25 protein-coding genes are annotated in these 25,500 nt (G+C 68.8%); 9 read left to right on the top strand and 16 right to left on the bottom strand.

Annotated features, from left to right (window positions below; genetic code table 11):
* Positions 1-264: 264 nt before the first annotated feature.
* The 7 genes from J8I35_RS29860 to J8I35_RS29830 form a co-directional block, all read right to left on the bottom strand.
* Positions 265-483 carry a YXWGXW repeat-containing protein gene (locus tag J8I35_RS29860; protein ID WP_050012702.1) on the bottom strand — a complete coding sequence of 73 codons (219 nt, stop codon included), beginning with the start codon at positions 481-483 and terminating at the stop codon, positions 265-267.
* A gap of 57 nt (positions 484-540) precedes the next feature.
* Entirely contained in the window at positions 541-1,704 is a 1,164-nt protein-coding gene (locus J8I35_RS29855) for a DUF1501 domain-containing protein (protein ID WP_176015738.1), read from the bottom strand.
* Positions 1,701-3,095 carry a DUF1800 domain-containing protein gene (locus J8I35_RS29850; RefSeq protein WP_209928475.1) on the bottom strand — a complete coding sequence of 465 codons (1,395 nt, stop codon included), beginning with the start codon at positions 3,093-3,095 and terminating at the stop codon, positions 1,701-1,703. The genes J8I35_RS29855 and J8I35_RS29850 overlap by 4 nt, the downstream gene beginning before the upstream one ends.
* Before the next feature lie 231 nt (positions 3,096-3,326).
* Complete coding sequence (locus J8I35_RS29845) at positions 3,327-3,830, bottom strand: periplasmic heavy metal sensor (RefSeq protein ID WP_050012705.1); 504 nt, start codon at positions 3,828-3,830, stop codon at positions 3,327-3,329.
* The gene (locus tag J8I35_RS29840) at positions 3,827-4,246 is read right to left on the bottom strand and encodes a hypothetical protein (RefSeq protein ID WP_050012706.1); all 420 of its coding nucleotides are present in this window, start codon (positions 4,244-4,246) and stop codon (positions 3,827-3,829) included. The genes J8I35_RS29845 and J8I35_RS29840 overlap by 4 nt, the downstream gene beginning before the upstream one ends.
* On the bottom strand, positions 4,243-5,037 hold the full coding sequence (locus J8I35_RS29835; protein ID WP_080334195.1) for an RNA polymerase sigma factor: 795 nt from the start codon (positions 5,035-5,037) through the stop codon (positions 4,243-4,245). The genes J8I35_RS29840 and J8I35_RS29835 overlap by 4 nt, the downstream gene beginning before the upstream one ends.
* A 237-nt stretch (positions 5,038-5,274) precedes the next feature.
* Positions 5,275-5,574, bottom strand: coding sequence for a YXWGXW repeat-containing protein (locus J8I35_RS29830; RefSeq protein ID WP_050012707.1), 300 nt, complete (start codon positions 5,572-5,574; stop codon positions 5,275-5,277).
* 293 nt (positions 5,575-5,867) lie between these two features.
* Here J8I35_RS29830 and J8I35_RS29825 point away from each other — a divergent pair, with 293 nt between their 5' ends.
* The 3 genes from J8I35_RS29825 to yddG all read left to right on the top strand — a co-directional run bounded on the left by J8I35_RS29825 (position 5,868) and on the right by yddG (position 9,076).
* Positions 5,868-7,553 (top strand): metallophosphoesterase family protein, encoded by a 1,686-nt coding sequence (locus tag J8I35_RS29825; RefSeq protein ID WP_209928473.1) that lies wholly within the window; start codon positions 5,868-5,870, stop codon positions 7,551-7,553.
* Positions 7,554-7,659: 106 nt separating this feature from the next.
* Positions 7,660-7,947, top strand: coding sequence for a hypothetical protein (locus J8I35_RS29820; protein WP_209928468.1), 288 nt, complete (start codon positions 7,660-7,662; stop codon positions 7,945-7,947).
* Positions 7,948-8,131: 184 nt separating this feature from the next.
* Positions 8,132-9,076, top strand: coding sequence for an aromatic amino acid DMT transporter YddG (gene yddG / locus J8I35_RS29815; protein ID WP_348522291.1), 945 nt, complete (start codon positions 8,132-8,134; stop codon positions 9,074-9,076).
* A gap of 76 nt (positions 9,077-9,152) precedes the next feature.
* On the opposite strand, the gene J8I35_RS29810 is transcribed toward yddG, so the two are convergent.
* Both J8I35_RS29810 and J8I35_RS29805 read right to left on the bottom strand, forming a co-directional pair.
* On the bottom strand, positions 9,153-9,779 hold the full coding sequence (locus tag J8I35_RS29810; protein ID WP_124554889.1) for a LysE family translocator: 627 nt from the start codon (positions 9,777-9,779) through the stop codon (positions 9,153-9,155).
* 116 nt (positions 9,780-9,895) lie between these two features.
* A complete protein-coding gene (locus J8I35_RS29805) occupies positions 9,896-10,792 on the bottom strand; it encodes a LysR family transcriptional regulator (protein WP_050012712.1) in 897 nt (298 codons plus the stop codon).
* A gap of 222 nt (positions 10,793-11,014) precedes the next feature.
* Between J8I35_RS29805 and J8I35_RS29800 the strand changes: the two genes are divergently transcribed.
* Both J8I35_RS29800 and J8I35_RS29795 read left to right on the top strand, forming a co-directional pair.
* Positions 11,015-11,272, top strand: a complete 258-nt coding sequence (locus J8I35_RS29800) for a hypothetical protein (protein WP_006478949.1) — start codon at positions 11,015-11,017, stop codon at positions 11,270-11,272.
* A gap of 275 nt (positions 11,273-11,547) precedes the next feature.
* Positions 11,548-11,847: a DUF4148 domain-containing protein gene (locus J8I35_RS29795; protein ID WP_089489402.1), complete on the top strand. Its 300-nt coding sequence runs from the start codon at positions 11,548-11,550 to the stop codon at positions 11,845-11,847.
* Between the two features lie 84 nt (positions 11,848-11,931).
* Here the strand turns inward: J8I35_RS29795 and J8I35_RS29790 are convergent, their stop codons facing one another.
* The 3 genes from J8I35_RS29790 to J8I35_RS29780 form a co-directional block, all read right to left on the bottom strand.
* On the bottom strand, positions 11,932-13,704 hold the full coding sequence (locus tag J8I35_RS29790; RefSeq protein WP_050012714.1) for a GGDEF domain-containing protein: 1,773 nt from the start codon (positions 13,702-13,704) through the stop codon (positions 11,932-11,934).
* Positions 13,701-14,828, bottom strand: a complete 1,128-nt coding sequence (locus J8I35_RS29785) for an extracellular solute-binding protein (protein ID WP_209928464.1) — start codon at positions 14,826-14,828, stop codon at positions 13,701-13,703. The genes J8I35_RS29790 and J8I35_RS29785 overlap by 4 nt, the downstream gene beginning before the upstream one ends.
* Positions 14,829-14,930: 102 nt before the next feature.
* Positions 14,931-15,143, bottom strand: coding sequence for a hypothetical protein (locus J8I35_RS29780; RefSeq protein WP_209928458.1), 213 nt, complete (start codon positions 15,141-15,143; stop codon positions 14,931-14,933).
* Positions 15,144-15,336: 193 nt separating this feature from the next.
* Here J8I35_RS29780 and J8I35_RS29775 point away from each other — a divergent pair, with 193 nt between their 5' ends.
* From J8I35_RS29775 to J8I35_RS29760, 4 genes are all read left to right on the top strand, one after another.
* Positions 15,337-16,770 (top strand): PLP-dependent aminotransferase family protein, encoded by a 1,434-nt coding sequence (locus tag J8I35_RS29775; RefSeq protein WP_209928455.1) that lies wholly within the window; start codon positions 15,337-15,339, stop codon positions 16,768-16,770.
* 95 nt (positions 16,771-16,865) lie between these two features.
* Entirely contained in the window at positions 16,866-17,255 is a 390-nt protein-coding gene (locus J8I35_RS29770) for a hypothetical protein (protein WP_050012718.1), read from the top strand.
* 195 nt (positions 17,256-17,450) lie between these two features.
* Positions 17,451-19,235, top strand: coding sequence for a nitrite/sulfite reductase (locus J8I35_RS29765; protein WP_209928454.1), 1,785 nt, complete (start codon positions 17,451-17,453; stop codon positions 19,233-19,235).
* Positions 19,232-19,669 carry a DUF934 domain-containing protein gene (locus tag J8I35_RS29760; protein ID WP_209928452.1) on the top strand — a complete coding sequence of 146 codons (438 nt, stop codon included), beginning with the start codon at positions 19,232-19,234 and terminating at the stop codon, positions 19,667-19,669. Before J8I35_RS29765 ends, J8I35_RS29760 begins: the two co-directional genes overlap by 4 nt.
* A gap of 83 nt (positions 19,670-19,752) precedes the next feature.
* Here the strand turns inward: J8I35_RS29760 and J8I35_RS29755 are convergent, their stop codons facing one another.
* The 4 genes from J8I35_RS29755 to J8I35_RS29740 form a co-directional block, all read right to left on the bottom strand.
* The gene (locus J8I35_RS29755) at positions 19,753-21,033 is read right to left on the bottom strand and encodes an AcvB/VirJ family lysyl-phosphatidylglycerol hydrolase (protein ID WP_124680957.1); all 1,281 of its coding nucleotides are present in this window, start codon (positions 21,031-21,033) and stop codon (positions 19,753-19,755) included.
* Positions 21,030-23,624, bottom strand: coding sequence for a bifunctional lysylphosphatidylglycerol flippase/synthetase MprF (gene mprF / locus J8I35_RS29750; protein ID WP_050012723.1), 2,595 nt, complete (start codon positions 23,622-23,624; stop codon positions 21,030-21,032). The genes J8I35_RS29755 and mprF overlap by 4 nt, the downstream gene beginning before the upstream one ends.
* A 424-nt stretch (positions 23,625-24,048) precedes the next feature.
* Positions 24,049-24,483 carry a hypothetical protein gene (locus J8I35_RS29745; protein WP_124554896.1) on the bottom strand — a complete coding sequence of 145 codons (435 nt, stop codon included), beginning with the start codon at positions 24,481-24,483 and terminating at the stop codon, positions 24,049-24,051.
* A gap of 79 nt (positions 24,484-24,562) precedes the next feature.
* Positions 24,563-25,477 carry a LysR family transcriptional regulator gene (locus J8I35_RS29740; RefSeq protein WP_209928450.1) on the bottom strand — a complete coding sequence of 305 codons (915 nt, stop codon included), beginning with the start codon at positions 25,475-25,477 and terminating at the stop codon, positions 24,563-24,565.
* Between the last annotated feature and the right edge of the window lie 23 nt (positions 25,478-25,500).

The following is a 25,500-nucleotide window of genomic DNA, read 5'->3' as shown; positions in this document are numbered from 1 at the left end:
CTTGCATCTCGTCCATTCCACGCATCGGCTTATCCGCTCAAGGTCATGAACACGATATCTCTAACGCACCGCCCGCAGAGCCCGTTTACACCGTTCCCAAATTCAACAGCCTGCTAGGGCGTGAACACGCCCTAGGCTGCGTTGCGCCGCTCAGCGCACGAGGTCGAGCCCGCCGAGACCGCCGTTGCTGCGGCACTTCGCACGATCGCTCGTGGCCGGCACGTCGATCTCGCCGCACAGCAGCACGTCGATGCGCTTGCCGTGTCAGTACACGGCCACCCAATGCCCCGGCACCCACGCCCAGTGATTGCCGGCCCACCGGTAATGCCCCTTCGCCCAGCGATAGCCGGGTGCGGGCGACGGCGGCGCCACCTCGACGACGGGCGCGGGCTGCGGCGGCCGCACGGGCTCGACTACGCAGGCGGACATCAGCATGGCGCTCGCACTCACCAGCACGGCCAGCGAAACGGATTGGATCTTCAATGTCGATTCTCCCTGTTGTGTAATAGGTTGATCGGGCCGCGCGCGGCATGCGCCACGTTACGCGACCCCACGAATCAGGCCGCTCATCGGCCGTGTCGCGCCGCTTTCCGCAAATAACGCGGACGCGGTGCGGCGCGGATCGAGCCGCAGGCTGTCGGCGGCCGCGCCCGCGATCAGCGCGTCGAGCGACGCGGTCGGCTTCAGGTCACGCCCTTCGTACAGGTCGCCCGGCCGCAGCCCCGGCCAGTCCGCGATCACGCGCCCGCCGGCAACCGCGCCGCCCGCGAGCATCGCGACCGACGCCTGCCCGTGGTCGGTGCCGCCCGTGCCGTTCACCGCGGCCGTGCGGCCGAACTCGGTCGCGACCAGCACCGTGGTCTGCTGCCACGCAGGTCCAAGGCCGTCGCGCAGCGCGGCGAGCATCGTGTCGAGCGCCTTCAACTGATTCGCGAGCCGCGCGTTCTGCGCGCTATGGGTATCCCAGCCGCCCGTCTCGATCATCGCGATCCGCGGCCCGTCGTCGCGCGCGAGAAACGTCGCGGCGAGCTTGCCGACGCCGGCCGGGTCCTGCCGTGCATGCGCGTCGCCGGCGAGGCCGCGTGCTTCCATCGCGGATTGCCACAACGGGCCGAGCTGCGCGTCGGCTTCGTAGAGCGCCGACACGCGGGTGAGCAGATCGTCCGGCGCGGCCGGCAAACCGGACGGCGCATACGACGCGGCCTGCACCGTGCCGCGCAGCGCGAGCGGCACGGTGGGCGCGAATGCGATCGCGTTGTCGCGCGTCGCCGGCAGCAGCGCGGCGAGCCGGTTCAGCCAGCCGTCCTTCACCTGGTACGGCGCGCGGCCGCCCGTTTCGAGCACGTTCTGGCCGTCGAAATGCGAGCGGTCGCGATACGGCGACGCAATCGCATGGACGAACAGCGCCTGCCCGTCTCGGTACAACTGCGCGGTCCGCGCGAGCGACGGATGCAGCGCGAACGTGCCGTCGAGTCGCGTCGCGGCCGCCGCGTCGATCGCGAGCGGGCCGCGCAGCGACGCATACGCGGGCTCCGCATACGGGACGACGATGTTCAGGCCGTCGGCTGCGCCGCGCTGGATCACGAACACGAAGCGCCGGTCGGTCTCGACGTTCGCGAACACGATCCGCGGCGCGACGAGGATCGCGCCCGCGCCGGCGGCGGCCACGCGGAGGAATTGTCGGCGGGACAGTGTCATGGTCATCTCCGTTGGAAATCGGGCGACACGAGCAGCAGCGCGAGCGAGGTCGTCGCGCTTTCGGCGCGCGCGACCGCGGTCGCGGTCGGCGCGCTCATCGAACCGGCGAGCAGCGTGTTGCCCAGCGTGCGCGGATCGAGCCGGTCGCCCGTACGCGCGGCCAGACGCTGCGCGATCTCGACGCGGCGCACGAGCGCGTCGGGCGCCACCCAGCTCGCGGCGACGTCGTCGTAGCCGGCCGGCGAGCCCGGGCGCCACACCGGCTGGCCGAGCTGCGCGAGCAGCGGCGCGGCCTTGAGATCAGCGGTGTCGCGCCAGCCGAGCCCGCGCAGCGTCGATACGGCCCATTCCCACGGCGTCTTGAACTTGCGGTTGACCGGCGACCACGCGTCGGGCGCGTCGACCAGCGCGCGATAGACGGTCGGCAGGTCGCCGCCGCTCGCGTCGAATGCGCGCGCGAGCCGGTCGGTCAGCGCGGGCGGCGGCGTGTCGGCGACGAAATGACGGGCGAGCTGGAACGCGATGTGCCGGCCCGTCGCCTCCGATCGCGCGAGGTCGTGCAGGACCGCGCGCCCCTGCGCTTCGCCCGGTTGATCGTAGGTGCGGCCCATCACCGTGCGTGAACCCGGTTCGTGCAGATTCGCGCGAAACACGAATGCGCCGGGCGCCGCATCGCCCGGTTGCGGCCCGCGGCCGCCGGCGATGCTCCAGCCGGTCAGCGCACGCGCGAATTCCGTCACGTCGGCTTGCGTGTAACCGGTGCGCACGCCGAGCGTATGCAGTTCCATGATCTCGCGGGCGAGGTTTTCGTTGAGCCCGCGCTTCGCCGACGGATTGCGTGCCTGCGCGCGCAGCGCGGCCGGGCTGTCGGGGCCGACCGAGCGCGCCTGGTCGAGGAACACCTGCATCGCGGGATGCTGCTCTACGGCGACGAGCATGTCCTCGAAACGGCCGAGCACGTGCGGGCGGATCGCGTCGCGCTCGAACGCGCCCGCGTACGCGGCCACCTGCCCCTTGTCGACCGATACCGCGAAATGGTTCGCCCAGAAATGCACGAGACGCTCGACAAAAGGCGCGGGCGTAGTCAGCGCGCTGTTCATGCGCGCGGCGACGGCGCTGCGATACGCGTCGTAGCCGTCGCGGCGAATCGATTGCTCGGTTGCGCGCTTGGCGGCCGGGTCGTCGCTCGTCATCGCGTTGCGGGTGTTCGCGAAGCGCGTGGCGAGCATGATCGCGTCCGGCTCGCTCGCCCATGGGGCGGGCCCTGCGTCGTAGCGGTCGAACTGGGCGAGCAATGCGGCCTTCGGGTCGGCGGGCGGGGCTTCGTCGGCGCGCGCGCCGAGACCGAAGCGGTTCAGCGCGATCGCGGCCGGTGTGGCGTCGTTCGGGTGGTCCATGACGGGCTCTCTTGCGGTGCATACTCACGTTCAACGCAAGCACACCAAGAAATCCGTCGCGGGAAGGGAAATATTTTTTGTGATCGGGGAAACGCCGGGCGAAAGTCTCGCAGCGCGGCGGCGTGCGTCGTCGATGGATAACGACCGCGCGATTCATCGGAAGCGGCACACGCATGACGCGCGAGCAACACGCAGATTGCATGCCGCCCGCGCGCGCGGTGTTTATTCGGCTTACTCGCTCGCCGATGCGTCCGGCTTCTTCTGCAGCCTCGGCGGCAGACGCCAGTTTCCGCTGTGCTGCAAGCCGTCGACGAACTTCACGCGCTCGTCGGGCGTCAGCGTCGCCGCGAAATCGACGACGCTGCGCTCGATCTGCGCCCGCATCGCAGTGTCGGCCGCGCGCGTGCGGTCGAGCGCCGCATCGATCGCCGCCCGATCGAGTTGCGGCGCCGCGAGCAGGTCGAGCACGGTGATCCGGCCGTCGCGCCCTTCCCGCGCGAAATCGCGGCCGCTCTTGCGCGCCGCCTTCAGCGCGGCGGCGAACTCGCGCTGCCGCGCATCGGGCAATTCATCCGCGGCGAAACGCAACGCGGTGCGCGATGCGGGCGTGCCGGCCGCGTGCAGGTCGCGATGGGTCGAGAACCACTGATACGCGCCGCCGCCGATCGCACCGAGCATGAACACGTTCAGCACGACCGAGCCGATGAGGGTGAATTTCCAGCCGCGTTCGGTCATTCGTCGGCTCCGTCGATGCTCGGGCCGCCGAACGTCGTCGTCAGGTAGCCCGGTTCGTGTTGCGCGATCGGCGCGCTGCCGAGCATCAGCATCGACACGGCCACCGCACCGGCCAGCGCGCCGGCCAGCCCGACGCCTGCGAACGCGGCGCCCGACCACCACACGCGGCCGCGGCGGCGCGCGCGTTGCGGCGGCGGCGCCGTCGCGACGATACGTTCGACCAGCGCCGGCGCGGGCGGCGCCACCGTATCCTGCATCAGCCACGCGTCGAGCTCGGCGGCCTCGTCGAGCGCGTTCAGTGCGTCGCGCGGATGCGCGTGCGCCCACGCTTCGGCCGCCGCGCGTTCGGCTTGCGGCCAGCGCCGCGCGTCCGAGCCATACGCGGCGACGATGGTACGAAATCGTTCGGGTGTCATCGCTTGTCCTCGCTAGGTGGGTCGCCGGCCAGTTGCGCGCGCAGGTTGCGCCGCGCACGGGCGAGCAGGCTTTCCAGCGCATCGACGGTGATGCCCATCAGGTTGGCCGCTTCCCCATTCGACATTTCCTGATAGTACTGGAGCACCAGCGCTTCCCGCTGCCTCGGCGGCAACGCGGCCAGCGCCTGCCGCACGCGCGCGTCGCGCGAACGCAGTTCCGCATGCACGGCCGGCTCCGGCTGCGTGTCGGGCACGTCGGGCAGCGTGTCGCCGGGCTCCTCGCGCCGGCTGCGCAACCGGTCGTAGCACAGGTTCAGCACGACGCGATGCAGCCACGTGTCGAAGCGGGCTTCGCCTTCACGCCAGCGCGGCGCCTGGTTCCAGATTCGCAAGAACGTCTCCTGCGCGACGTCCTCGGCTTCGTTCCGGTCGCCGAGCATGCGCGTCGCCAATGCGAGCAGCCGCGGCAGCTTGCGTGCGACAAGCACGCGCACCGCCGATGCATCGCGTGCGCCGACGCGCGCGACGAGTTCCGCGTCCGGATCGCGGTCGCCGCGATCGTTCAACGCCGCCTGCTCCGTTGCGCGGCGCGCGGGCGCCGCATTGTCACGGCAGAAGGACCCGCCGCCCGGCTGAAGCTCATCGTCGTGCTCTCCTTGCATGCGTCGGGCCATCGCCGGACGGCGCCATGCTGACGGTTCCGATGGTTCGGGATCTCCGCGCGCGTCGCGCCAGGCGTCGCACACGGCATCGGCCGTGCCGGTTTCATCGACATCCGGTTCGCGCCGCATGTCGATCCTGTCTGCCGGCCGCGCGACCGTCGGCCGGCGCGCTCAATATACGACGACCGGCGCGGGCCGGTAATACACCGGACGGGCCGGCACCACGACGCAGCCGGCCAGCACGAGGGCCGCGGCCGCCAGTATCACGATGGTTCGAAAAAGCATCGCTTCGACTCATGATGTTGCATGAAGAATCCGCCGCGCGCGCATCGCTTCGACGCGCGGCGGCGTGCACGTCAGGGCCCGTCAGGCCCAGTGGCCCGGCACCCAGCGCCAGGCCGGGCCGCGCGCCGCCCAATGCCCGGGCACCCAGTGGTAACCGACCCGCACGATCTGCCAGTGGCCCGGAATCCACACGTAACGGCCCTGCCGCCAGTGCCAGTGCCCTTGGTCCCAGACGTAGCCCGCCCGGGGCGCCGGCATCACTTCGACGCGCGGCGGCGGCGGCGCAAAAGGCGCGACAATGACGGCCTGCGCGAATACGGCGGACGTCGCGAACGCAGCCATGCAGCCGGCAGCCCATCGCAATGGAACAGAAAGTTTCATGAAAGACTCCGAAGTAATGGCATTGACCGGAAGCGGTCGTTCATGCGTTAAACGGAGCAGGCGGGAGAAATCCGTCGCGACATCGGCGAATAATTTTCGCGGAGGCCGCGCGGCGCGGGGCCCTATGTATCGGCCAGCGCACACGCCGGGTTGCGAACTGTCACAACGCGGCAAAACTGCCCTTCGACAATGCATGCGACCGGGATCCCGCTCGTTTCCGGCCCACGCCCCGGCCGCGCTCGCGCATGGCCGTGCGGCTCCCCTCTCGCGTCCCATCAACGAACACACCGACCATGTCGAACCAGGACACCTCCCCTGATCAGCCGAACGAGCCGGCCGCTTCCGTGTCGCGTCGCGGCTTCCTGAAACTCGCGGGCGTCTCCGGCCTCGCCACCGCCGCCGGCGGGCTCGCGGCCGCCCGCGCTGCCGCGTCGAATCCGGACGGCACGCCCGAACAGGTTCACCTGACGTGGGGCAACGACCCGACGTCCGAAGTCGTGATCTCGTGGGCATCGCTCGCCGCGGCCGTCAATCCGCGCGCGCGCATCGTCGCCGACGGCGAGCCGCCGCGCACCGTGCACGGCGTCCAGCGCCTGTACACCGACGGCCTGAACGGCGAGACCGTGTTTGCGTATCACGCGCGCGTGCACGGGCTGAAGCCCGACACACGCTACCGCTACGAAATCACGGCCGACAACGACAGCAACGCCGCACAGCCGTTCTCCGCGAATTTTTCGACCGCGCCGCGCGGCCGGGCGCCGTTCCGTTTCACGAGCTACGGCGACCTCGCGACGCCGAACGGTGCGTGGGTCCTGTCGTCGCCGCAGAGCCGCTTCGCGGTGCAGGCCGTCGAGCAGTTCCAGCCGCTGTTTCACCTGCTGAACGGCGACCTCTGCTACGCGAACCTGAACCCGGCGCACCAGCCCGACGTGTGGCGCGATTTCGGCAACAACAACCAGACGTCGGCCGCGAATCGCCCGTGGATGCCGTGCCCCGGCAATCACGAGATCGAGTTCAACAACGGCCCGCAAGGGCTCGACTCGTACCTCGCGCGCTATACGCTGCCGGAAAACGGCACGCACTTTCCGGGCCGCTGGTACAGCTTCCGCGTGAGCTCCGTGCTGTTCGTGTCGCTCGACGCAGACGACGTCGTGTACCAGGATGCCGCCGCGTTCGTCGGCGGCCCCGCGCCGCTCGTGCCGGCCGCGAGCACCGGCCGACCGCCGATCGAGCCCGGCACGTCGTTCTACGTGCGCGGCTACAGCAACGGCGAGCAGACGCGCTGGCTCGAACGCACGCTGCGCCATGCCGCGCATGACGACGACATCGACTGGATCGTCGTGCAGATGCACCAGGACGCGCTCAGTTCGTCGAAGACGGGCAACGGGTCCGACAAGGGCATTCGCGAAGCGTGGCTGCCACTGTTCGATCGTTACGGCGTCGATCTCGTGCTGTGCGGCCACGATCACGACTACGAGCGCAGCTACCCGGTGCGCGGCTGCAATCACCGCGCGGGCGTCGACGCGAAGACCGGCGAAGTGGTCGAGACGCTGCAGCCGCGCCCGGTCGGCTCGAACGATCCCGACCGCACGAAGTTCGACACGAGCCACGGCACGATCCACCTGATCCTCGGCGGCGGCGGCACCAGCGCGCCGCTCGACGTGTACGGCGAAAACCCGTCGACCGGCTTTGCGCAGGCGAAGGTATTCACGAAGCCGAACCGGCCGGTGCCGGGCACCGCGCCGAACACGTTCGTGCGCCAGCCGGCCGATGCGCTCGAGGATGCGATCTGGTCCGCGCGCCGCGATACGGGCACCGGCTACGGGATCGCGGTGTTCGATCACGATCCGGGCAAGCCGGGCGGCCACACGACGATCACGATGCGCTACTACCACGCGCCGGGCGCCGACCAGCACCCGACCGCGCAATACGAGCTGTTCGAGACGATCGAGCTGAGCAAGAAGCGGCGCGAGCGGTGATCGACGCATCGGGCGCCCGCTGCGGTGGGCGCCCGATGCGTTACAGTCGACGGACGGGAAGCACGGCGCGGGTTAGACTGCCCGCCTCGCACACCGGTCCACGCAGATGAGTTTCGAATACCGCATTCACACGCCCCCTTCGGCCGACGCATTCGACGCCATCGCCAATGTGCTGCGACAAGCGCATGGCGACGTCGACATCGACGTCGATCCACACGAACGACGGCTTGAAATTCGCGATGCGGCCAACGGCTGGCCGCTCATCGATCTGTCGATCGAAGCAGCCGGTTTCCTCCTTGTCACGACGCTGGGCCCGACGCGGAACGCGATGCTCGATTCGATCGGACGTGCGCTGTCGGAAATCGGTGCACCGTGGCATATCGACGACGCGTGATCGGCTCGCACGACCGAATCGACCGGACACGCCGGTCCGGCTGAATCGCCGCGACGGCTGCGCCCCCGTAAAATGCGCGCTTCCGGCGAAATCTCCGTTTTGTATCGCTGCTCGCGATGACGGCATGCGCGAGCCGACCCGAATCATCCGAAATCGAATCAGCATGTTGAAACAGGCAGCAAACATCAAACGCAAGAACAACGCAACGCTCGCCGGGCTCGGCGCGGTGCTGTTATGGGCGTCGGTGGTCGCGCTCGTGCGCGGGGTCAGCGAAAACCTCGGCGCGACCGGCGGCGCGGCGATGATCTATACGGTGGCGTCCGTGCTTCTGCTGTTTTCGATCGGCTTCCCCGACCTGAGCCGGTTCCCGAAAAACTATCTGCTGTGGGGCGGGCTGCTGTTCGTGTCGTACGAGGTGTGCCTGTCGTTGTCGATCGGCTATGCGAGCAACGCTCGACAAGCGATCGAAGTCGCGATGGTCAACTATCTGTGGCCGAGCCTCACGCTCGTCGCCGCCATCGTGTTCAACAAGCAGCGCGCGAACCTGCTGGTCGTGCCCGGCGTCCTGCTGTCGATGCTCGGCATCTGCTGGGTGCTCGGCGGCGACCAGGGGCTCGATCCGGCCGGCATGCTGCGCAACGTCGCGGACAATCCGCTGAGCTACGGGCTGGCGTTCTTCGGCGCGCTGATCTGGGCCGCCTATTGCACGGTGACCGCGTGCATCGCCGACGGCAAGAACGGCGTCACGCCGTTCTTCATGCTGGTCGCCGCGGTGCTCTGGATCAAGTTCGCGATCGAAGGCGGTGGCGGCATGACGTTCAGTTTGCGTGCGGTCGCGTATCTCGTGCTGGCGGCGTCGGCACTCGGCTTCGGCTATGCGGCCTGGAACACCGGCATCATGCACGGCAACGTGACGGTCATCGTCGGCGCATCGTACTTCACGCCGGTGCTCGCCGCCGCCCTCGCCGCGACGCTGCTGCACGCGCCGCTGTCGGCGGAATTCTGGCAAGGCGCGTCGATGGTGTGCGGCGGCTCGATCCTGTGCTGGCTCGCGACGCGCGGACGGCGTCGTGACACGACCGAGCCCGTGCCGATCGCCAAGGAAGCGAAGAGCAATTGCCAAGGGTGACGATGCCGGGTGCCGTCGACACAACGCCGGATCGCTGCCGGCGATTCCCGGAACCATTGATCGACGCGCGCTAGCTTCACGATTCCAGCGCGATCCGCACGGCCAGCCCGGCCAGCACCGTGCCCATCAGCCAGCGCTGAACCGCCGCCCAGCGCGGCCGTCCCGCGAGAAAACCCGCGATCGAACCGGCCGCGCACGCGATCAGCGCGTTGACGCTGACGCTCACCGCGATCTGCACGCAGCCGAGCGCCAGCGATTGCGCGAGCACGCTGCCGTGCCCCCGCACGATGAACTGCGGCAGCAACGACAGATACATCACCGCGATCTTCGGGTTCGCGAGGTTCGTGACGAAGCCCATGATGAACAGCCTGACGCGACTGTCGTGCGGCAACTGCCGGACCTGGAACGCGGAGCGCCCGCCCGGCTTCAGCGCCTGCCATGCGAGGTAGGCCAGATACAGCGCGCCGGCCGCGCGCAGCGCATCGTACGCATACGGCACGGTCATCAGCAGCGCGGTGATGCCCACTGCCGCGCACACCATATAGAACACGAATCCCAGCGCGACACCGCCGAGCGAGACCAGCCCGGCGCGGCGGCCCTGGCAGATCGAGCGCGACACCAGATAGATCATGTTCGGTCCGGGCGTCAGCGCCATGCCGAGCGACACGAGTCCGAACGCAAACAGGATGGGCAGGGCCGGCACGGCACACTCCTTCGGGATCGATGACGAGGTAGGAACAATGTATTGCATCCCGGCCATCGTCAGCATGAATAAACTGCACGTCGCCCATGAGCGCCGTTCATCGCGTTCGCCGCTCGCTATTTGCCCTTTTTCGCGCGCGTCCGGATCGTCTTTTCGGCCTTCGGACGCTGCGCGTCGACGAGCCGCACGAACTCATCGGCAACCGCATTGCCGGCGGTATTCCACGCCAGTCGCACGGAGCGATGCAGCCGTGGCGACAGCGCCAGCACGCGGCCGCCGAACGGCGTGTACGTGAGCGTGATGCGCGGCACGATCGACACGCCCATGCCGGCCTCCGCCATCGACAGGATCGTGCGCATCTCGACGACGTTGAACGCGGCTCGAAGCGGCACGCCGCCGCGCGCGAAGTAATCCGCGATCACCGGCCCGCACCCCGCCTTCGAGAAAATGAACGGCGCCGCGGCCAGTTGCCTGGCCGACACGCTCTTGCGGCTCGCGAACAGATCGTCTGCCGCGACCGCGACGAAATCCTCGTCGAGCAGCGGCAGGTGGTGCGCGAACGTCTTCGTGCCGGCCACCACGCCGACGTCGGCCGTCCCGTCGTCGATCCACCCTTCGACTTCGCTGTCCGTACCTTCGAGCAGCACCGCCGATACGCCCGGGTGCATGTCCTTCAACGCCTCGAGCGCGGGCACGACGAACGCCAGCGACACGCTGGGCAGCGATGCGACCACCAGTTTCCCTTCGAGCTTGCCGCGCGACAGGCTGAACTGCTGGCGCAGCAGCTGCGCTTCCCGCACCACGCTCTGGACATACGGCCACAGGCGTTCGCCGGCCGCCGTCAGGACGACCGGTTGCCGGTCGCGCCAGAGCAGCTTGACCTGCGTGATGTCCTCCAGCTCCGTCAGCGCGTGGCTGATCGCGGATTGACTGCGGCTGAGCCGGTCTGCCGCGGCCGTCAGCGAGCCGAGTTCGACCACGGCGGCCAGGGCCTGCAACTGGGCAAGCGTCATCGGATTTCCTTTCGTTCGGGGATATGCACGCCGCGCATGAGGCGGCCAGTTCTGTTGAATTATATTGAACCGGTTCGACGGTCATGCGTCGGGCGCGAGCGGGATCGCGCAGGGGTTCCGAAAGCTGCGACGCGCCTGTACCGCGGGCCGTCGACCGCCCAGCGCGTCATCCGTCCGGCGCCACGCCCTGCTCCATTCCCGAAGACGCGTTAGACTATTCGGATGGAACAATGTCGTTATTGCCAGAGAATCCGCGATGAATGGGATTGCCACGGCGACGAATGCCGCCGCGCGATCGCCAAGGCGCTGCGCCGACAGCGCGCGGGCCTGCCGATGGTGCCCGATCGCATCCGCAACGAGTTGCCGTCCGGCGCGCCGACCCAGCAGGTAATCGCCGTCCTGTCGCGCCAGCGCCTGCGCGCGCGCCGCGGTAACGAGGAACGTCGCGAGCGCAAGGAAATCGACGACGACGGGGTCTGATCCGGCAGCGCTGTAGCCCTGCGGTTCCACCGTGAGCTCTTCGCCCCGTCGTTTACCGTCCGGCGCGGGCCCCAGCCCCCACTTCTCCCGCGATTGCTTGCCATTCTCGCAATACAGCATGGGGACGGATCGCGTTTGCGTCGAATTATTACCCGTAAAGCAACGATCTTTCGCTGAAAGTCAGGTTTACCCTAGGTGAGCCGACGCCTACGATGTAATCAACCGCTGACGACATGGTGTCGAACGCGGAAAGCCAATAAACATCGGAGGTCATCATGAAATCGCTCGTTTCCGCAGTCGTTGCCGCCGTCGCCCTGTCCGCCTCGTTCGGCGCATTCGCGCAAAGCACCGTGACCCGCGCCCAAGTGCGCAACGAACTGGTCCAGCTCGAAAAGGCCGGCTACAAGCCCAGCCAGGCGAGCCCGCACTACCCGGCCGACCTCGAGGCCGCGCAAGCCCGCGTGCAGGGCATCGACAACAGCGGCTACGGTGCGCAACCGGCCGCGACCGTCGAAGGCGGCGCACCGGTCGGCCGGGCACACAGCCCGCGCGACTCGGTCTACTTCGGCCACTAAGCGTGCCGCTGCGCGCCTTGCGCGTGCAGCCCGCGCCCGTGACGAGCCCGTCCCGCGACGGGCTCGTCGCGTTTCGCCCCGCCGTCAGCCGCTGCTGCTCGATGCGGCACGGTCGGTCCCGTCGGGCACGCCGCCGCGGACCAGATCCTGATAGCGCACGCACACGCACTGCGTGGAGGCCTTCGCCGCGTACATCGCCGCGTCGGCCTTGACGAGCAGCTCCTCGGCCGATGCGCCGTCCGCGGGAAACTCGCTGACGCCGATGCTCGCGCCGACGGCCATGCGCCCTTCGTCGAACTCCAGCTCCTCGGCCATCACGATCTGGATGCGCGTCGCGACATCGCCGATCACCGCCGGTGAATGCACGTCCGAAATCAGCACGATGAATTCGTCGCCGCCGAGCCGTGCAGCCATGTCGTCGCCGCGCAGTACCTGGCTCAACCGCTTCGCGACCGCGACGAGCGTGCGATCGCCGGCCGAGTGGCCGTGCTGGTCGTTGATCTGCTTGAAGCGATCGAGATCGACGAACATCACCGCCAGCCCCTCGCGCGCCGCGGCCGCATGCCGGATCGCCGCATCGAGATGCTCCATGAACAGCAGGCGATTCGGCAGGCCGGTCAGCGGGTCGTGACCGGCGAGATGCGTGAGCTCCTGCTGCTTCGCACGCAGCATCGCCATTTGCGTGCGGATCTCGACGCGCATGCTGTCGAAACAACGCGCGAGCACGCCGATCTCGTCGGCCCGCGCGACCGGCAGCCGTTCGGCAGCCGAATCGTCGAACACGTGCGTCGCCGCGCGCGCGAGCGCCTGCAGCGGCCGCGTGATCGCACGCGCGAACAGGATCGCGAGAATCACCGCCAGCACGCTCGACACGAGCACCATCCTGACGATCCGTTCGCCCAGCATGCCGTCCGGCGCGAGCACGTCGGCCAGCGGGCGCGCCATCCCGAGCACGACGAAGCGGCTGCCCTCGTCGTGCCCGAACGGCGTGCGCACGAACGCGAACATCTGGCCCGGCGCCTGATCGGGCTGCGCGAGTCCATTGAGCGTCACGTTCGTGCGCCCGCCGTCGAACAGCACGCGCGTGACGGCAAAACGGTCCTGCATCAGCACGCGCCGGCCGCGATCGAAACCGAACGCCTGTTCCGGATCGGGATGCACGAGAAAATCACCCCACTCGTTCGCGAGATAAACCGCATAGTCGTCCGGCAGATCGCGTTCGATCCGGTCGAACACCCGGGAGAGTTCGACATCGACGACGAGCGCGCCGACCGTCTGGCCCGACGCGTCGACCACCGGCGTCCCGACGCGCAGGATCGGCAGCCCTTGCGCCGCATGAGATCCCGTCTCGTGATTGATCACGATCGGCGACAGGTAGATATGGCCGGGCGCCGTCGCGAGCGTATCGAATACGTAGGAGAACTGCCCTTTCTCCTGAAACGCGCTTTCGGGCAGCACGACGATGCCGCGCGCATCGCGATCCACGTGAATGCGTTCGATCCCGAAATGCCCGCTCGCGATCAGGCGGATCTGCAGGTATTCCGCATGATTTCTCATGAAGCTGTAATACACCTGCTCGAGCCGCATGCGTCGCGCGTTGTCCGCATTGTCGCCGCCCGCGACGGCCGCGGACGACGGCAACTGCGCGAGCACGAGCGCGTCGTCCGCAACGTCGGCGAGCGCGGTCGTGAAGCGCTGCCCGAGCAGTTGCGTCGACATCAGCAGACTGTGCTGCGCTTCCTGCACGAGCATCGCGCGGTTGGCGCGATACGCGTAGTAGCCGGTCGTGCCCGACGCGATCACGCCGATGCACGCGAACAGCACCGACAGCTTCGACGTGAGCCCGAGCCGGATCATTTTGCGAACCGCTCCGGCCGATCGCCCGACACGATGCGGCTCCACAGCGACTCGCGGCGCGCGATGTCCTCCACCGGCTGAAGCCACACGAGATGCTGGCGCCCGGTATCCAGGCCGCGCGGCTCGAGCGTGTTCGCGAGCCCCTGACGCTCGGTCAGCAGCGTGCCGATCGCCGGTTCGAGCATGTAGTTGATCCACGCGAAGGCAAGCTCCGGCCGTCGCGCGCCTCGCGTGACGGCCCAGCAATCGAGCCACGCGAGCGCGCCTTCGTCCGGGATCACGTAGCCGACGTCCGCGCCGGCGCGACGCAACTGCTCGACCTGCTGCGTGCCGTAGTTGCCGAACATCAGCGCCGCGCGATGCTGGATGAACAGCGCGGTCGCTTCCTCGGGAAGCGTGTAGTACGTCAGCAGGTTGCGGCGCAAGTCGATCAGCTTGCGGGCCACGGCAAGCGTCTGCGCGGGCGACAGGCGGAACGGATCGGGATAGCCGAGCGCCAGCGCCGTGAACGAGAAATTGTGCTGTGCGCTGTTGAAGTCGAGCACCTTGCCGCGATAGCGCGGGTTCCACAACTCGCGCATCGAGCGCGGCGCGGCCGGCACCTGCTTGCGGTCGTAGATCAGTCCCATCGACGAATACGTGAACGGGATCGCGTAGGACGCGCCGTCCTGCACGAGGCCGCCGATCGTCGCGAGCTGCTGGAAATTCGGCAATTGCCGCCGCCGGTTCGGGATATGCGTCAGGTCGATCGGCGCGAGCAGGCGTTCATGCGCATAGCGCTGGATCTCGGCCGTGTTCGCGGCCAGCACGTCGTATGGCGGCGGCGACGCGCTGTGCATCCGCGTCCACAGCGCTTCGTCGGAATCGACCAGCGTCACTTCGACGCGCACATGAAACTGCGTCTCGAATGCACTGACGATATCGCTATCCGCGTAACCGGGCCAGGCCAGCACGCGCAGCACGTTGTCGTTGACGGTTTCGGGAGAGACGGCGAAGGCCGGCAGAGCGGGCGCGAGCCAGCGCAGCATCGATATGACGAGCAGCATGCGCACGGCGCCGCGGGCGCGCGCGCATGCGCCGATTCCCCTGATCAATCGGACCCCGCGTGAATCGGCCGCCTGCATCCGACTGTCCTTTTTTGAGTCGATGCGATATCCCGCAACGAGACCATAAAACGCAGGGTCACGCAATCGGAACAAGCCGCACATCGCGCATATTCGCGGGCCTCACGGCCGAACGTCCCCCATTACAGGGGCCCGTGTGGGGGTCGCGCCGACGCCCGCGCACGTCGCATCGCGCGGCGGCATCCGGAACTGCGCGGGCAATTTCGCGGGCATCTTCATCACGACCTTCACCGACGTGATGCTGTCGATCGCGACAGGCTCGTTCGTGGCGCCGCTCGCGGTGGCCGGCGGGCTGTGCGTGTTCGTGGTCGGCAAGGTCGAGCCGGTGCCGCGCCGCGCGGCAGCAGCGGGCCGATTGCCGAGCCGAACGCGGCCTGACGCAGCGGGACGGCGCGGCCGACACACCCGCGCCTTTCCTTTTCAGGCCGCGCATCGGACAATGTGCCGCGCCCGCCGGCGCGGCGCCGCTCCGGCCCGCGCACGGCGACGACGCGCTCCGCCCACGCCGATGAAACGCTACGAAACCCTCGCCCATACGATCGCCGACGACATCCGCAACGGCAACCTTGCAGTCGGCACGCGCCTGCCGTCGCTGCGGCAGATCATCGCGCAGCATGGCGTCAGCCAGTCGACGGTGTTTCGCGCGTACTACCTGCTCGAACAGTGGGGACTGATCCGCGCGCGCGAACGCTCGGGCTACTACGTCGCGCCGGGCGCCCAGCCGGCCGCGAGCCCGACGACGAAACGCCGCGCGAGCCGCGCCGGCGTCACGCGCAAGGTCGACATCAGCAGCCTCGTGTTCTCCGTGCTCGATGCGGCCACGCAGCCCGGCATCGTGCCGCTCGGCTCCGCATTCCCGGCGCCGCAGCTGTTTCCGCTGCCGCGCCTGGCGAAGTCGCTCGCGCAGGCCACGCGGCTCGTGAGCCCGTGGAGCACGGTCGTCGACCTGCCGCCCGGCAACGAGGCGCTGCGCCAGCAGATCGCGCGGCGCTATCTCGCGACCGGCATCTCGCAGCCGATCGACGAAATCGTCGTCACGAACGGCGCGCTCGAAGCACTGAACCTGTGCCTGATGGCGGTGACGCGCCCCGGCGACGTCGTCGCCGTCGAAGCACCGGGCTTCTATGCGGCGTTGCAGGCAATCGAGCGGCTCGACCTGCGCGCGGTCGAGATTCCCGTCGATCCGCGCACGGGCCTCGATCTCGATGCGCTCGCGAACGCGCTCGACCGGCACGACATCCGCGCGTGCTGGTTCATGACCAATTTCCAGAACCCGACCGGCGTCACGCTGACCGCCGAAAAAAAGCGCGCGCTCGTCGAATTGCTCGCGGCGCGCAACGTGCCGCTGATCGAGGACGACGTGTACGGCGAACTGCATTTCGGCCCGGACTATCCGCTGCCCGCCCGCGCGTTCGACCGTCATGGCCTCGTGATGCACTGCAGTTCGTTCTCGAAAACGCTCGCGCCCGGCTACCGGATCGGCTGGGCCGCCGCGGGCCGGTTCGCGGAGAAGGTGCAGCGGCTCAAGCTGATGACGACGCTGTCGGCCAGCATTCCCGCGCAGGCCGGCATCGCGAACTATCTGGAGCACGGCGGCTACGACCGGCACCTGCGCAAGCTGCGCGGCGCGCTGCACACGCAGCTCGACCGGATGGACGACGCGCTGCGGCGCTGGCTGCCGGCCGGCGTCGAATGGGTGCGGCCCGACGGCGGGTATTTCCTGTGGCTCGCGTTTCCCGACGCGATCGACGCGATGGAGCTGCATCGCCAGGCGATCGCACGCGGTATCAGCTTCGCACCGGGCCCGCTGTTTTCGGCCGCGCACGGCTTCGAGCGCTGCGTACGCGTGAACTTCGGCCATCCGTGGAGCCGCGACATCGAGCGCGCGATCCGCGTGCTCGGCGAACTGGTCGCGCAGCCGGCGATCCGCAAGGCAGGCTGATCGCGCAACGCGCGCTGCGCCGGCCACGTCACGGCCATGCAGACGATCCGTACGCGGGTTACATTGCAGGTCCCGCCGCCCCTTCCCGATTGCCCATGAGCCAATTGCCTTACCTCGATCACGACGCGCTGCTGAAACTGACGGCCGAAGCGGCGCACGTCACGCTGCCGTGCACGTGCACGAAGACCTCGCTCGCCGGCTGGACGACCCTGCCGCTGTCGCTGCCGGACACCCAACTGATCGAAGTGGCCACACTCATCCCGCCGGGCGAACCCGAGCCGACCTACGCGGAATATCATCCGGCCGGCACGCGCTACGCGTCGGACGACGCGCCGATCGCGCCGCGCCATTTCCCGTACAACCGCTGCGCCGTCAGCCGCTGTCGCGCGTGCGGCCGCCTGTTCCTGCGCTACCAGGAAGGCGGCGGCTACTTCATCGACCAGCGCATTCGCGCGCTCGATCCGGCGCTCGTCGTCGACGCATGACCTCGGCCACGGGCATGCGCGCATGCCCGGCCCACGCCGGCGCCCCGCCGGCCATCTGCTGCGCCTTTTTCGTTCCGATCTGCTGCTTGTCGCGCCGCATCGCGTTCCCTACGCTGTCTTCCGTTGCCTGACATCCGTCGCAACGCCTTCCCGCGCCGCGCGCCATTCGCCGTGGCGCCTCTCGCGTATCACGTCATGTATCGATATACCGATTTCGACCGGGCGCTCGTGCACAGCCGCGCCGCCCAGTTCCGCGACCAGCTCGAACGCTGGCAGCAAGGCACGCTCGGCGAGGACGCGTTCCGGCCGCTGCGCCTGCAGAACGGCTGGTACGTGCAGCGCCACGCGCCGATGCTGCGCGTCGCGGTGCCGTACGGCGAGTTGTCGAGCGCGCAGCTTCGCATGCTCGCGCGGATCGCGCGCGACTACGACGTACCCGACGACGCCGCCTACCGCGCCGCGTGCGACGCCCAGGCGTTGCTCGGCACGTTGCGCCTGCCGACCCGCAGCGCGCACTTCACGACGCGCACCAACGTGCAGTTCAACTGGATTCCGCTGGCGAAGGCGGCCGACGTGATGGACCTGCTCGCGACCGTCGACATGCACGGCATCCAGACGAGCGGCAATTGCATCCGCAACATTTCGTGCGACGAACGCGCGGGCGTCGCGCCGGACGAGATCGCCGATCCGCGCCCGTTCGCCGAAGTGATGCGCCAGTGGACGACGCTGCATCCGGAATTCGCGTTCCTGCCGCGCAAGTTCAAGATCGCGATCACGGGCGCGACCGAAGACCGCGCGGCGACCGACTGGCACGACGTCGGGCTGAAGCTCGTGCGCGACGACGCGGGCGCGCTCGGCTTTCGCGTGAGCGTGGGCGGCGGGATGGGCCGCACGCCGACGATCGCGATGCTGCTGCGCGCGTTCCTGCCGTGGGAGCACGTGATGAACTACGTCGAGGCGATCGTCCGCGTGTACAACCGCTACGGGCGGCGCGACAACAAGTACAAGGCGCGGATCAAGATCCTCGTGAAGACCGAAGGGCAACGCTACATCGACGACGTCGAGGAAGAGTTCCGCCAGATCGTCGTCCACGACGGCGGCCCGCACACGATCCCGCAGGCCGAATTCGATCGCGTCGCCGCGTCGTTCGTCCCGCCGCGGTTGAAGCCGCGCACGCTCGACCTCGCGGACGCGAACGCGCGCGTGTCCGCGCAGGCGAGCCGTCATCCGGCGTTCGCGCGCTGGCTCGCCCGCAATGTCGCCGATCATCGCGACCCGGCACTGCGCATCGTCACGCTGTCGTTCAAGCGCCGCCTGCAGGCGCCCGGCGACGCGTCGCCGGACCAGCTCGACGCGCTCGCCGATCTCGCCGACCGCTTCTCGGCCGGCGAGGCGCGCGTCACGCACACGCAGAACGTCGTGCTGCCGTGGGTACACGTCGACGACCTGTTCCTGCTGTGGAAAAACGCCCGCGCGATCGGGCTCGCGAGCGCGAATGTCGGGCTGCTGACCGACATGATCGCGTGTCCGGGCGGCGATTTCTGCGCGCTCGCGAACGCCCGCTCGATTCCGGTCGCCGACGCGATCGCCGAGCGCTTCGACGATCTCGACCTGCTGCACGACATCGGCGACATCGACCTGCACGTCAGCGGCTGCATCAACTCGTGCGGCCATCATCACAGCGGCCACCTCGGCATCCTCGGCGTCGACAAGGACGGCGCGGAGTGGTACCAGGTCACGCTCGGCGGGTCGGACGGCTCGATCGCAAGCGGCCCCGCGCGGCCGGGCAAGGTGATCGGCCCGTCGTTTTCGGCGGACGAGATCGTCGACGTCGTCGACGCGATCGTCAATGCGTATCTCGACGCGCGCGTCGACGCGAACGGCCGCTGCGAACGATTCATCGACACGGTGCGCCGCGTCGGAACGGAGCCGTTCAAGGCCGCCGCGAACGCCGCGCGTCATCAGGAAGAACCCGTATGAACCACGAGATCGCGAACGCAAACGAACGCATCCGGCTGCTGACGCCGGCCGACCATGCCGACGATACAAAGCAGCACGGCGCGACGACGCTGACGATCGGCAACGACGAGGCACTGCCGCCGCTCGCCGCGCGCATCGCGCAGGCCGAGCGCATCGACCTGCAGTTTCCGTCGTTCACCGACGGCCGCGCATACAGCCAGGCCTACCTGCTGCGCAAGCGCTACGGCTTCGCCGGCGACCTGCGCGCAACCGGCGACGTCCTGGTCGACCAGTTGCTGCTGATGGAACGCACGGGGTTTTCGAGCGCGGTGCTCGGCGACGACACCGACCTCACGGCCGCACGGCGGCAGCTCGACCGGTTTCCGGGCTTCTATCAGCGCGATGCGAGAACGACGATGCCGCCGCAGGACGCGGCAGCGCAGCCCGGAAAATGAAACGGGCGGCTCGCTGGCCGCCCGTACGATGAACCGGAAGCAAAACCGGCCGGCGCCCGCCGTCACGCGGGCGCCGCCGGCGTTCAGCGCGCCGCCGCCGGCTTGCCGAACCCGCCGAGGATCTTCTTCTCGAGCGCGATGTAATCGCGGCCGAAGTGGTGATCGCCCTGCGTCTTGATCACGTCGGCACCCGTGTTCGCGAGCGCCGGGCACATCGTGTCCGTCTCTTCCGCGCCATAGAAGCACTGCACGAGCGCCGGCGGCACCTTCGCGATTTCCGGCGCGACCTTCAGCGCCTTGTCGCTCGCGGGCATGCCGAGCCAGCCCGTCACGCGGATCTGGAAATCGGCCGACGGCGCGAAGCCGAGCAGCGACATCACCGCGACCTTGTCGCGCAGGTCGGCCGGCAGCCGGTTGTACGCGAACGGCATCACGTCGGCACCGAACGAGTAGCCGACCAGCGCCACGCGGTTCGCATGCCAGCGCGCCGTGTAGGTGCGCATCACGCGGGCCAGATCGCGGCTCACCTGCGCGGGCGGCTTCTCGCTCCAGAAGTAACGCAGCGCGTCGATGCCGACCACCGACACGCCGTCGCGCTGCAGCGCCTCGGCGATCGTCTTGTCGAGATCGCGCCAGCCGCCGTCGCCCGAGATCACGATCGCGAGCCGGTCGCTGCCGCCCTTGGCGGGCAGTTCGACGAGCGGCAGGTCCGACACGTCGAGTTCGTCGCTGCTGCTGGTGTCGCGCAGGTGCGACGTGACGAGCGATACGAGCTTCGCGGTGTCGCCCGCGGCAGCCGTTTCGACGAAACCCGGCATCGCGCGGCGCACGATCGTCGAATCGGGCGGGCACGGCTTGAAGCGCGGATCGAGCTTCGCGGCCGGACCGACCGCGACGACGCCGGCGATCGTGTTCTCCGGCGCCATCGACAGGATCTGCTTCGCGATCGCGCCGCCCTGGCCCACGCCCGCGACGATCGGCGTGAAATAGCGCGACGACTGCGCAAGCCGTTCGAGTTGATGGCTGACCGCCTCGGCGTCGCCGTCGAGGTGGTGGCAGGCCTCCTGCTTCGCGGCGAGATTCGCCGCGTAACGCCCGGAATCGACGCCGACCGTCATCGCGCCGGCTTTCGCGAGCGCGTCGGCCGCCTGCTGATCGGCGGCATGCCAGCCGGCCTCACGCGAGAACAGCACGACGAAACCGCGCAGCGGCCCGCTCGGCCGGGTCACGGTCACGGGCCCGTAGCGGCCGCCGGAGACGGTTTCGGCTTTCACTGCGGCCGGCTGCGCGGCGCACGCGGCGCCGGCCAGCATCATTCCCGCGCAGGCGGCTGCCGCCCGCGCGATTAACTTCTTCGACATCATGAACGCCGACCTCCAGCCAGCAATGACAGATCCGCGAGCGTGACGAACACGCCGACCGAGCCCGAGGCCGCGAGATAACGCGGCTCCCAGTGCGGTTCGAACTTGCTCTTGAAAGCGCGCAAGCCGCGGAAGTTGTAGAAGCGGCCACCGAAGCGCCAGACCATCAGGCCGAGCCGGTGGAACGGCGACGGCATCTTCGCCGCCCCCATCCCCGAGAACGGCGCGATGCCCAGGCTCAGCTTGCGGAACCCCGCTTCCTTCAGATGCAGCGCGAGCTGCGTAAACAGATACTCCATCGCGTACGGCGATGCGTCGGGCAGATGGCGCATCACGCCGACCGTCGCCTCGGTGTTGAGGTCGGTCGTCATGAACGTGACGAACGCGATCGGCTTGTCGGCCTGACGCACCAGCATCACCGACTGCGTCGACAGATAGCCGTCGTGGAACGCGGCCACCGAGAAGCTCTTCTCGCGCGCATCGCGGCTGTCGAGCCAGCCGTCGGAGATGTCGCGCAGCGCCGGCAGCGCGGCCGGCACGTCGCCCGGCGCGATCACCTCGACCGTCAGCGCATCCTTGTCGCCGCGGCGCAGCGCGTAGCGCAGGTGCGACCGGTTCGATCCCTTCAGGTCGAACTGGTCGAGCGCGATATGCGCTTCCTCGCCGAGCTTCATCAGCGTGAGCCCCGCGTCGAGATACAGCGGCAACGCGTTCGCGCGCACCTGGTAGAACGCCGCGCGGCCGCTGTGCGCGTGTGCGAGCGCGATGAACTTGCTGATCAGCGCCGGCCACTCTTCACGCGGGCCGACCGGGTCGTGCAGCGCGGCCCACGTGCGGCCGTTCTTCGCGTACATCAGGAACGCGCGACGCGATTCGGAAAACAGGAACGACTTGTCGCCCATCAGCGCGAGGCCCGCGTCGCTGCACTCCTGCGCGCGAATGATCTGCTCCGCGTCGATCAGGTCCTGCTCCGCGGGTTTCACGAAACGCCCGGGCGCCGGGCGCAGCAGTTGCCACAGCGCGAACAGCGCGACGAACACGCCGGACGCGAGCGTCGCGCGCAGCGCCCGCGGCGCGCGCGCATCGAACGAGAAATGCGACCACAGATCGCGCGTGTACGGCACGTCGCGAAACGCGAAGAACAGCACCCACACGGCCAGCATCAGCACCATCGCCACCGACACGAACCAGCTCACCGTGAAGCGCTCGGCGAGCAGCGACGAATGACGGTTGAACCGGCGACGGCTGACGAGCAGCAGCACGAGCAGCGTGCCGAGGACGCCGGCCTCGACGAACGCGAGGCCCTTGGCCAGCGACAGCGCGAGGCTCGCGAGCGTCAACGCGAAGGTCATCCACCACGCGCCGTCGAGCCGGCGCAGCAGCCCGCGCGCGACGAACAGCAGCGCGACGCCGAGCACGCTGCAGATCACCTGCGAGCCTTCGAGCACCCACAGCGGCACGATGTGGCGCAGGATCGCGATCCGGTGCCAGAACGCGGGCGTCGCGCTCGAGATCACCAGCATCCCGCCGACCGCGAACGTCACGAGGCTCAGGAACACCGGCGCGAGCTGCGACACGCGCACGGCCTGCCGCGTCACGAGCCGGCGCCGCAGCGCGCGGCCCTCGAAACCGGCCAGCAGGCCGGCCGACAGCACGAGCGGCACGCCGAAGTAGATCGCGCGATACGCGATCAACGCGGCGACCATCGCGTGCGCGGGCACTTCGCGACCGAGCGTGAAGACCATCGCCGCCTCGAACACGCCGATCCCGCCCGGCGTATGGCCGATCATCCCGAGCAGCAACGCGGCCGCGTAAACGGTAATGAAGGTCGGGAAGCCGACGGGCGCCGCCGGCAGCAGCACCCACAGCGTGAGGCCTGCGGCAACGACGTCGAGCACCGCGTAGACGACCTGCGCGACGAGATCGCGCCGCGCCGGCACGTCGAACGACAGCCATTTGAAGCGCGTGACGACCGGGCGTGCGGTGTTGCCGCACAGCACGACCAGCGCGGCGAGCGCGACGAGCAACGCGGCGCCCGTCCACGTGAGCACGCCGGGCGCGACGTGCAGCATCGCGGCGAGCGCCTCCGGCACGCAGACCATGCCGACCGCCGTCATCAGCACCATCGCGAGCGCCAGCGTGCCGCTCGTGAACACCGTCATCCGGCCGATCTGGGCGGGCGTGACGCCCGACACGCCGTACACGCGGGCGCGCACCGCGCCGCCCGTCAGCGCGCCGAAGCCGGTCGCGTTGCCGAGCGCGGAACCGGCAATCGCGCCGATCCACAACGCGACGCGCGGCACCTTGGCCGCGACATAGCGCAGGCCAACGGCATCGCGGGCGACGAGCGCGAGGTAGCTGAGGGCCGTCGCGGCGAGCGACGCGCCCCACTCGCCGACGGACATGTGACGCAACTGGCGGATCACCGAGCGGTAGTCGACGGATTCCGACAGATGCTGGAAAACCACGATCAGCAGCAGGCCGATGCCGAGCGCGAGCAGCGGCGACAGCACGCGCTCGTGGCGGATCAGCGCCCGGGCACGGGCGATCACCGCCTCGGCACGGCCGGGCGAACCAGGGTGGCGGGAAGACATAACGTGTTCAGTGGTGGTGCATAGCGTGTCGCGGCGCGGGTTGGCCGGGCGGCGACCTGCTGGTTGTTCTGCATGGGCGGCCGGCCGAAGACGGGCGTGGCGCCTGGATCAGAACTTACGAGTATACGGAACTTATATTACAGAATCTTTCACGTCGCCTTTGTGCGGATTTGTGGTTTCTCGCGCATCGAAACGCATAAAGAAACCGTGCGTCCCACGAACGCAAGGTGCGCATCATACCGGCAACGGAGGTAGTTTTTTCATCGGATGAATGACTTGTGATGCATTTCGGTGGAATTTACCGCGCCGAGCCCACCGGGTGAGGACGAAAACGCGAGGGCGCGGCGCGGTGCGGAATGGCGGCGGGCCGATTCGCTGCGCCCCTCCGCGGCGCACCGCCGGTACGGACATACGCCACCGCGCGTTACTTCGCCCGCTCATGCTCCCCCATCCCGATCGCCTTGTAGTCGTATGTCGGGTAGAACTCCGTGCGGTACGCGCCCCAGGCCGTATCCTCGAGCACACGATTGACCTCGCGCACCCGCGACGCCGGCAGCCGCAGCACGACGATCTGCCCGATTCCCATCGTCACCGTCCAGCTCACCACCTCGACGCCCGGCGGCGGAAACGCCTTGTAGAACCCCTGCTTCGCAAGCTGCGCATTCAACTCGGCGAGCGGGCGCGACTGGTCGTGTTTCAGGAACACGGTCAGCAGCACCGCGTTGTCGGGCGTTGCGACAGCCGTGCCGGCCGGCACCGTCGACGTCTGGCCGATGGCCGCTGCGCTGCACACCGCGGCGGCCGCCAGCGCGGCGGCAATCACGAACGTTCGAATCGGAAAATGCGGGAATACGGTCATCACGCGACTCCATGGCTTCGTGGGGGGAGCCGCCATCATGCGCCGCCGGACCCATTGCTGCAGCGAGCGGCCGACGCGCTTACGCCGCACCCGCGCCTTCGCGCTCGCGCAGCACGTCGATGAACGCGCGCAGCTTGGCCGGCATGTGCTTGCGATTCACGTAGTACAGCCACATCGGCGGCAGCGTGCGGCACGCGCCCGGCAGCACCTCGACGAGCGTGCCGTCGCGCAGGTCCTGCTCGATCCGCTCGCGCACGAACGCGAACGCGATGCCGACACCGGCGCGCGCCGCGTCGATCACCGCATCGTCGTCGTTCGTCACGAACACGCCGTCCGGATCGAGATCGACGTCGCGTCGCCCGTCGCGCAGCAGCCATTTATGCAGGCGTCCGCTTTCCGAGAACCGGAAACGGACGCACGCATGATGCTCGAGCTGCGCAATCGATTCCGGCGCACCGTACCGCGCCAGATAGCCGGGCGACGCGACCAGTGCACACGTCAGCGCAGGCGCGATCCGCACGCCGATCATGCCCGGCTGCAATCGATCGGCCAGGCGAATCCCCGCGTCGAAGCCGTCCTTCGCGATGTCGACGAGTTCGTTCTCGTAGCGAATTTCGAGCCGGACTTTCGGATAGCGCTCGCGGAACGTGGCGAGCACCGGCGCGATCACGAGCAAGCGCGCGAGCGGCAGCGCGGTCACGCGCAACAGCCCGTTCGGCTCGCTGCGCGCATCCTTCAGTTCGTCCCGTGCCTGCATGACCTGCCGGTATGCCGGCTCGGTCTGCCGCCGGTAGCGTTGGCCGGCTTCGGTGAGGCTCACGCCGCGCGTGCTGCGGTTGAACAGCTTCACGTTCAGCTCGCCCTCGAGCTGCCCGATCGCCAGGCTGACGGCCGCCGGCGTCAGGCCGAGCGCGGCGGCGGCCCGCGTGAAGTTGCCGGCCGTCGCGACGGTCACGAACACGTGCAGGCCGGCCATCGGATCGCGTCTGCTCATCGTCTGTTCATCATTAGAAAAAC

Origin of the sequence: Burkholderia sp. CpTa8-5, from assembly GCF_017815045.1 — a bacterium.
Lineage (GTDB): Bacteria > Pseudomonadota > Gammaproteobacteria > Burkholderiales > Burkholderiaceae > Burkholderia > Burkholderia sola.
Note: the sequence above shows the minus strand (reverse complement) of the source record. Positions and strands in the feature narration are given on the sequence as shown.

Bases quoted from the DNA above. Each gene is read 5' to 3' on its own strand.
- J8I35_RS29855 (WP_176015738.1), bottom strand. From the start codon at position 1,704: ATGACCATGACACTGTCCCGCCGACAATTCCTCCGCGTGGCCGCCGCC.
- J8I35_RS29850 (WP_209928475.1), bottom strand. From the start codon at position 3,095: ATGGACCACCCGAACGACGCCACACCGGCCGCGATCGCGCTGAACCGC.
- J8I35_RS29845 (WP_050012705.1), bottom strand. From the start codon at position 3,830: ATGACCGAACGCGGCTGGAAATTCACCCTCATCGGCTCGGTCGTGCTG.
- J8I35_RS29840 (WP_050012706.1), bottom strand. From the start codon at position 4,246: ATGACACCCGAACGATTTCGTACCATCGTCGCCGCGTATGGCTCGGAC.
- J8I35_RS29835 (WP_080334195.1), bottom strand. From the start codon at position 5,037: ATGCGGCGCGAACCGGATGTCGATGAAACCGGCACGGCCGATGCCGTG.
- J8I35_RS29830 (WP_050012707.1), bottom strand. From the start codon at position 5,574: ATGAAACTTTCTGTTCCATTGCGATGGGCTGCCGGCTGCATGGCTGCG.
- J8I35_RS29825 (WP_209928473.1), top strand. From the start codon at position 5,868: ATGTCGAACCAGGACACCTCCCCTGATCAGCCGAACGAGCCGGCCGCT.
- J8I35_RS29820 (WP_209928468.1), top strand. From the start codon at position 7,660: ATGAGTTTCGAATACCGCATTCACACGCCCCCTTCGGCCGACGCATTC.
- J8I35_RS29805 (WP_050012712.1), bottom strand. From the start codon at position 10,792: ATGACGCTTGCCCAGTTGCAGGCCCTGGCCGCCGTGGTCGAACTCGGC.
- J8I35_RS29800 (WP_006478949.1), top strand. From the start codon at position 11,015: ATGGAACAATGTCGTTATTGCCAGAGAATCCGCGATGAATGGGATTGC.
- J8I35_RS29795 (WP_089489402.1), top strand. From the start codon at position 11,548: ATGAAATCGCTCGTTTCCGCAGTCGTTGCCGCCGTCGCCCTGTCCGCC.
- J8I35_RS29790 (WP_050012714.1), bottom strand. From the start codon at position 13,704: ATGATCCGGCTCGGGCTCACGTCGAAGCTGTCGGTGCTGTTCGCGTGC.
- J8I35_RS29785 (WP_209928464.1), bottom strand. From the start codon at position 14,828: ATGCAGGCGGCCGATTCACGCGGGGTCCGATTGATCAGGGGAATCGGC.
- J8I35_RS29775 (WP_209928455.1), top strand. From the start codon at position 15,337: ATGAAACGCTACGAAACCCTCGCCCATACGATCGCCGACGACATCCGC.
- J8I35_RS29770 (WP_050012718.1), top strand. From the start codon at position 16,866: ATGAGCCAATTGCCTTACCTCGATCACGACGCGCTGCTGAAACTGACG.
- J8I35_RS29765 (WP_209928454.1), top strand. From the start codon at position 17,451: ATGTATCGATATACCGATTTCGACCGGGCGCTCGTGCACAGCCGCGCC.
- J8I35_RS29760 (WP_209928452.1), top strand. From the start codon at position 19,232: ATGAACCACGAGATCGCGAACGCAAACGAACGCATCCGGCTGCTGACG.
- J8I35_RS29755 (WP_124680957.1), bottom strand. From the start codon at position 21,033: ATGATGTCGAAGAAGTTAATCGCGCGGGCGGCAGCCGCCTGCGCGGGA.
- mprF (WP_050012723.1), bottom strand. From the start codon at position 23,624: ATGTCTTCCCGCCACCCTGGTTCGCCCGGCCGTGCCGAGGCGGTGATC.
- J8I35_RS29745 (WP_124554896.1), bottom strand. From the start codon at position 24,483: ATGACCGTATTCCCGCATTTTCCGATTCGAACGTTCGTGATTGCCGCC.
- J8I35_RS29740 (WP_209928450.1), bottom strand. From the start codon at position 25,477: ATGAGCAGACGCGATCCGATGGCCGGCCTGCACGTGTTCGTGACCGTC.